Origin of the sequence: Leptospira gomenensis (assembly GCF_004770155.1) — a bacterium.
In the GTDB taxonomy this organism is placed as follows: Bacteria; Spirochaetota; Leptospiria; order Leptospirales; family Leptospiraceae; genus Leptospira; species Leptospira gomenensis.
In genome coordinates this window covers 59692-66192 of the sequence record NZ_RQFA01000020.1, presented here as the reverse complement: position 1 = coordinate 66192, position 6501 = coordinate 59692, and the positions used below count along the sequence as shown (strand labels likewise).

Annotated in this window: 8 protein-coding genes; 4 read left to right on the top strand and 4 right to left on the bottom strand. The window is 48.1% G+C overall.

The features are described from left to right. Positions 1–844: 844 nt before the first annotated feature. The gene (locus EHQ17_RS04120) at positions 845–1603 is read left to right on the top strand and encodes a biotin--[acetyl-CoA-carboxylase] ligase (protein ID WP_135590927.1); all 759 of its coding nucleotides are present in this window, start codon (positions 845–847) and stop codon (positions 1601–1603) included. A 1-nt stretch (position 1604) separates the two neighbouring features. Continuing rightward, positions 1605–2378 carry a type III pantothenate kinase gene (locus tag EHQ17_RS04115; RefSeq protein WP_135590925.1) on the top strand — a complete coding sequence of 258 codons (774 nt, stop codon included), beginning with the start codon at positions 1605–1607 and terminating at the stop codon, positions 2376–2378. Here EHQ17_RS04115 and EHQ17_RS20255 read toward each other — a convergent pair. Together EHQ17_RS20255 and EHQ17_RS04110 are read right to left on the bottom strand one after the other, a co-directional pair. Then, positions 2363–2494, bottom strand: a complete 132-nt coding sequence (locus EHQ17_RS20255) for a hypothetical protein (RefSeq protein WP_281276509.1) — start codon at positions 2492–2494, stop codon at positions 2363–2365. The two genes, EHQ17_RS04115 and EHQ17_RS20255, sit on opposite strands and share 16 nt — an antisense overlap. 121 nt (positions 2495–2615) lie before the next feature. Further along, positions 2616–3491, bottom strand: coding sequence for an alpha/beta fold hydrolase (locus tag EHQ17_RS04110; protein WP_135590923.1), 876 nt, complete (start codon positions 3489–3491; stop codon positions 2616–2618). 135 nt (positions 3492–3626) lie between these two features. On the opposite strand from EHQ17_RS04110, the gene EHQ17_RS04105 reads away from it, so the two are divergent. Further along, the gene (locus EHQ17_RS04105) at positions 3627–4157 is read left to right on the top strand and encodes a rhodanese-like domain-containing protein (RefSeq protein ID WP_167881173.1); all 531 of its coding nucleotides are present in this window, start codon (positions 3627–3629) and stop codon (positions 4155–4157) included. A gap of 175 nt (positions 4158–4332) precedes the next feature. Here the strand turns inward: EHQ17_RS04105 and EHQ17_RS04100 are convergent, their stop codons facing one another. After that, positions 4333–4842, bottom strand: coding sequence for a crossover junction endodeoxyribonuclease RuvC (locus EHQ17_RS04100; RefSeq protein WP_135590921.1), 510 nt, complete (start codon positions 4840–4842; stop codon positions 4333–4335). Positions 4843–4929: 87 nt separating this feature from the next. Then, complete coding sequence (locus EHQ17_RS04095; RefSeq protein WP_135590919.1) at positions 4930–5679, bottom strand: YebC/PmpR family DNA-binding transcriptional regulator; 750 nt, start codon at positions 5677–5679, stop codon at positions 4930–4932. Between the two features lie 178 nt (positions 5680–5857). Between EHQ17_RS04095 and EHQ17_RS04090 the strand changes: the two genes are divergently transcribed. Next, entirely contained in the window at positions 5858–6469 is a 612-nt protein-coding gene (locus EHQ17_RS04090; protein ID WP_135590917.1) for a Tll0287-like domain-containing protein, read from the top strand. The last annotated feature ends 32 nt before the right edge of the window (positions 6470–6501 follow it).

Here is a 6501-nt window from a genome sequence, read left to right as displayed (position 1 = left end):
ACACCAAACTTCCAGCGCTCGCATACAAAAGCGGACAATCCACAGAAATCAGATGCGGCTCCGTACGTAGTTCGAAACAAACCCTGCGAAGGAAAACGTAACGAAACATAACGCAACGAAACAAAATACGAAACGCTCCGAACATCGGCACGAATGAAGATTCGAAACCAAACCCGCGACGGGAAACGGCACAAAACAGAAGACAAAACGAAGAAACAAAAATGAAAACGCTGTTAATACAAACACAAAACAAACCTCATCAAACGCGTTGCGCGGCGCGCATACTTCGCGTTCTTTTTGTTTTGCGTTGCACCGCGCTCGCCCGTGACGACACCATACCGCGCTTCTCGTGCAAAATCCCGTGGCTGCGGCTGGGCGGCGGTTTGGCACAAACGTCCATCTCGCTCCCTCTTACATTTCCTGCGTGAGCGGGCCGCAGGGCGCGAAGCGTCCTCGAAGAGGACGAGCGGGAATCCGCGAGCCCGGAGTCACGCGACTCGGAGCCGCCGGAATATTCCAAAAAATGAATGTAGTTTGGCCGACCACCGGCGGCTCCGAGGCACGCCCCGAACCCCCTACCTAAACCCGACGAACCGAACCCAACAAAAAAAACACAAACCGACACATACGAATCCAAGGTTTCCCCTGCGATATGGCACCTCCCCGACCGATTCGCTTCTCCTGGGAGCGACGTATTTTTCCGACATCTCATCTACATGGATTATAGAAAAAGAATAGTTAGTTATATATTAAACGAAAAATGTCTTTGTTCTTTGCGAATTCTCGGCACCCGGTTTCCGCTTTTATTCTTGCGCATTCTTCGGTTCCGCCAAATGTATCGGTCATGCAGACCATTCTTCTCCAACCCGAAAAAGGAATCTTTTTGGATTCCGTCACGTCAACGAACACGGTCCTCAAAAGTGAGGAGTTCCCGCACGGAACCTGGATCGTCGCAGAAGAACAAACCGCAGGTCGAGGCAGACGGGACCGCACGTGGGAAGTGATCGGAGACGAATCCTTGATCTTTTCCGGTAAAATCGGCCTGGAAAATTTCGACGCCGGGCCGGGCCTTTCATTGTTCATCGGAACCGCTCTCTGTAAAGCCATCCTCTCCGTTTATCCGGAACTCACCCGCAGCCTGAAAATCAAATGGCCGAACGATCTTTATCTTGGAGAAAAAAAGGTTGCAGGAATTCTAATAGAGTCGGAGGTCGTCGGTGCATCGATTACTCTTATCATCGGAATCGGAATCAATCTTTTCGGAAAAAAAGAATCCATTCCCGAACACCTCACCGAAGCGGGTTTTTTAAATACCAATCCGGACCGCGCCGGAAAAAAGAACGAGATTTTGGAAAAACTAGTTCCCGCCCTCAACGAAGCGATTCTTCTTTGGAAGGACGCGGAAGGTAGAAAAAAAGAACTGATTTTGTTAAACGAACTCCTCCTCTGGAAAGGACAATCCGTACGTTATACGGAAAACGGCCAAACCCTTACCGGAATTTTGGACGGCTTGGGAGAAAACGGTTCCCTAATTCTCAAAACCCCGTCCGGAACCAAAGTGGATTTCATTGACAGCCCGGAGGATTTCCATTCTTTAAACTAAAATGCTCTTAGTCGTAGACGTAGGTAACACGAACACCGTTTTCGGGATTTTTGAAAACGGTCAGACAACGCCCCTCTTCCACAAAAGAACCGTAACCAGAAAGGACAGAACCTCCGACGAACTCGGATTATTCTTTCGTGGGTTTTTACGCGAATTCAAAATAGAAAATGAAATGATCACCGGCGCGATTTATTCCAGCGTCGTTCCGACCTTAAACCCGATTTTGGATCGGATGTTCTTGGACTGGTTTAAGATCGAAGCGGTTCGAGTGGATTATAGGATGAACCTCCCCTTCTCCATCTCGTATCCCCGCCCCTATGAGATAGGCGCCGATCGACTCGTCAACGCCGCTGCCGTCGCCATCGATTCTCCCGGTAAATCCATCGTGATCGATCTCGGTACCGCGACCACGTTCTGCGTGATCAACGAAAAACCGGAATACTTGGGTGGAGTGATCGCGCCCGGCCTGAAAGTCTCCATGGACGCCTTGACCAGAAACACGTCCCAACTTCCTCCGATCGTATTCCAATCTCCGGGAAAAATTTTAGGCGATTCCACGATAGAATCGATCCAAGCCGGTTTCTTTTTCGGGTGGATCGGGCTCTTGGAAGGAATCATCCGCGAACTCAAACGCGAAAAAGGACAAGACTACCGCGTCGTCGGAACCGGCGGCCTGGTTACGGTGATCGATTCGGCGCACCCCGGAATTTTCGATCGGATCGATCCGCTTTTGACGTTACGCGGACTTCAGATTTTACATCAGATGAATTCCTGATCGAAACGGATCGAAGCTGGATTCGGATCCGGCCGGATCCGGCCGGAAGTGGTCCTGCCGGTTCTGCCGATCACGATTCGGTCCCGATCGATTTTTTTCGTCAGAATGGAAAACATACATTTCACTTTTCTAAATCGAAATTTCCTCTCCTCGCCGTCAAGGATACGAAAATTATATTAAAAGAATGTAAATTACAATAATAGAAACAAGTTCTCCGAAAAAGAACCGAATCCGTTTTTATCGAAAATCATCGGGCGTTTTTTGTCTAAGCCAAAAAAGAACCTCTTCGTCGAAACGTTCCTGCTCTTCTAGCTGAGGCGTATGACCGCTTTTTTCGAAAAATCGAACCGTTACGTCTTTAAAGAGCGGCAAAACAGATTCCCAAGTGGACGCGGGAGGCATGAGGTAATCGTATCTTCCCAAAACCAGAAAAACGGGGACGTCCAACGAACGAACCGCCGGTTTGACATCTATATCCCGGAAAATTTCTCCCCAGACGTGATCGAAAAACGCCGTATTAACCGGAATCCCTTCCCAGAGCCAGGAAGAATCGTATGTAAAATCGTACCAACTCCTTGCACCCGCGTATACATTAAATAATTTGAATACATTTTCCGGATCCCTGGAAATCGCCTCTCCGAGTTTGGACATACGTTCCGCAAAATATTCTCGCCTTTCCGGAGAAGCGTTTTCCTGAAAATAGGATTCGATGAGTTCGTGGCTTTTTCCGGAAAGATCGGGAGTCATACACATTAGAATTAGATGGGAAACGTTCTGAGGATATTTCTTCGCGTATTCGAGAGCCATATATCCGTGTCCAGAATGACCGACCAAAACGAACCGTTTCAATCCGAGCTCTTTTCGAACAAGTTCGATGTCTTCGAGGATAACCTCCAGCGAGAAGTTTTTCTTGTCCGTGGATCTGGGTCCTTCCGCGTATCCGCGATGATCGGCAAAAATCATACGGCAGGAATTGCGGATGTTCCGGGAAAAGCTCCGATCGTAGTATGAGGCGCTTCCGATCACAAAAACGTCCGGCCCTTGTCCTTCGGCGATGTAACGAAGTTTCCATTCCTTGGATTCGACGACACCTTCGATTCTTTTGATACTCATACGTTTCACCCCGCGTTTCGGAATTACCAATGTTTCGAATCGACCTCTTCTGAAAACATCAAAAGAGAATTGACATTCGAAGTTTCGGACCGGAGAATTCCGACGAAGTCGTCCACGTATATCGGGAGAATTAGAATGAGAATTCTTATCTTGCTTCTATTGGGTTTATTAACCGGCGGAACTTTGATCGCAAAAGGGAAAACGATCGTCAAAACGAAAAACAAAATTCCGAATCGATTGATCGATTACCGAACTTTTCAAAACACTGTAAACGCTTCTTCGGGGGAAAGAGAGTCCAGACGTCTTACCGAGGAGGAATTTCTGCGAATGATGAAGATGGAAGAAGTGATTCTTTTGGACGCCCGCAGCGAATCCCGCTACAAGCTGAGACATATCCGTGGAGCGATCAGCCTACCGTTTACCGAGTTCACCAAAGAATCCTTGGCGCAAGCCATTCCCAAATCGGATTCAAAAATTCTAATTTACTGCAATAATAACTTTACCGGAAGTCCTCAGTCGTTTGCCGCAAAAGCTCCTGCTGCCTCGTTAAATCTCTCTACGTATGTTTCCTTAAAAGCGTATGGATACACGAATGTCTACGAATTAGGTCCGCTCTTAGATATTAAGACGACCTCCCTCCCATTCGAGGGAACCGAGTTGGAATGAGTTTTCGATCTTTTGTCGGAATTACGACGCACCCTGGAGATGAAAATTCCTCTTTACGATATTCGATTTATCTGCTAAAGGAGAATTGCCGCTGATATATTCCCGCCACCACTCCTCCTCCACCCAAATCAGGGTGGGGCCGCGATGTGGATCGGGAGACGTAGTTACGACGGCTTCAACGACGGGTTTTGATCGTCCAAAGCGGGGACGAATTCATCGAAAGCCCCACATACGCCGCCGCCACCGCGTCCCAGGAATCGTCGTGTCCCTTCAAAAGATCGATACCCAAAAGTAGTTTTAAGGCCTGGCGAATCTGTTTTTTATCCGCGATTCCGCTCCCCGTAGTTCCTTTTTTAATCTGCGAAACGGTAGGTTCTAAAATTGGAATATTCCGTTCTGCTAATGTAACCAAAAGAACGCCCCTCGATTCGAAAACCCGGGAAGCGGTCTTTTTGTTTTTCGCAAAGAACATTTCTTCGACGGAGGCGAGGACGGGCCTAAATTCCTCCAAAACCTCGGACAAACCGCTTCTCAAAAGAAGAAGATTATCGGGACTCGGAGTTCCCGAAGGAACCTCGACCGTACCGTAGGTGAGAATTTTGATTTTAGAGGAAACCTTCTCCAACACCGCATAACCTGCGCGATGCGAACCCGGATCGATCCCGATGATCCTCAAACGAAAGATTCCCGATCGAAGGAAACAGGAATAAAGACGGAAAATCCGGCTCTCTCAATCGACGAAGAAACAACGGATTGCGAAAATTTCGAAGAATTACTCAAATTCTTTTTCGAGGGATTCGGCCAATTCGAAGTTGGACGTAACGGAGGTGACGTCGTCGTGACCGTCCAATTGATCAACGAGCTTCATCACTTTTTCCGCTACTTCCTTATCCGCGATCTCGGAACTGACCAAAGCGATATAACGGACTTCGGATTCTTCCGACTTCAACCCTTTTTCGTTTAACGCGTGTAATACGGCTTCGTAATCATCGGGCGCCGTGATAACCCGATAAACGTCCCCTTCGTTGATGACGTCCTCGGCGCCTGCGCCTGCAGCAAGATCCACCAATTCGTCCTCGCCGATTTGAGAAACCTCGATCACGATCACACCTTTTTTTTCGAAAAGGCGGCTCACCGAACCGGAAGTCGCGAGCGAACCGCCCAGTTTCGTGAGAATACTTTTGATCTCCGGAGTTGTTCTAGACTTTTTATCGGTAACTGCTGAAACCATAATCGCGATTCCGCCCGGCCCGAAACATTCATAGAGACACTCTTCATAAGTGACTCCTTCCAATTCTCCCGTTCCTTTTCTGATCGCCCTTTCTATATTGTCTTTGGGCATGTTCACTGACTTGGCCTTCAACACCGCAAGTCTGAGACGTGGATTACCTTCCGGATCCCCCCCTCCCATCTTTGCGGCGACGGTGATTTCTTTTCCGACTCTGGTAAATATGGCTCCGCGTTTGGAATCGATCGCGTCTTTTTTGCGTTTGATCGTCGCCCATTTCGAATGTCCGGACATGATGAGTTTCCCCTAAATGATCTTTGGATGACTGGAATCAAGCGAAGTTGATTCTAAGATTGATACTTTCCAGAAATCAAAAAAAAGGCATTCTGTCCATCCTTTTCGGTCGCCGAAACACGGACCGAAGCCGGATAAAATTTCTTTTCCTTCCTAAAAGGATCGGTACAATGGATGAATGGACTCGTTTTCCCGAAGCACCGAGAAGAGTTTTTTATCCTCCTTATTTCGATACAATCATATCGCGAAATTGACCTCGCTCTTTCTCGTGGCCCAATTGCTGCCGGTGTGTTTTACGGACCGCAACGCCGACAAAAAACAGATTCTTCTCGAATTGATCGCGGACTTTCAAATCGATCTCCAAAAGAATTTGGAATCCGCCGTCAAAACGAAAGGTATTATCGGGGCGATCGAAGTTTGTCGTACGATTTCTCCCGCCAAGGAAGCGGAAGTGAAAACTTCGTTTCCGGGAGTTTCTTTCCGCAGAATCTCGGACAAACCGAGAAACACCGATCACGCGCCCGACGCCTGGGAAGCAGAAATTTTCGAACAATGGAAAACGACCGTAAAAAACGGCGGAGCCCCGTATCTCGTCATGAACAGCAACGACAAGGAAGTGCGGGTTTTACAACCGATCGTATTGCAGAATCCCACTTGTCTCAAATGCCACGGAGGTCCGCGCGATATCGATCCGGCGGTCGCGAAAAAAATTTCCGAATTGTATCCGCAGGACAAAGCCGTCGGTTATAAACTGGGGGAATTGAGAGGCGCCTTTTCTGCGATCTGGTAAACGATCGGCCTAAGAATCTCTTAGGACCGATC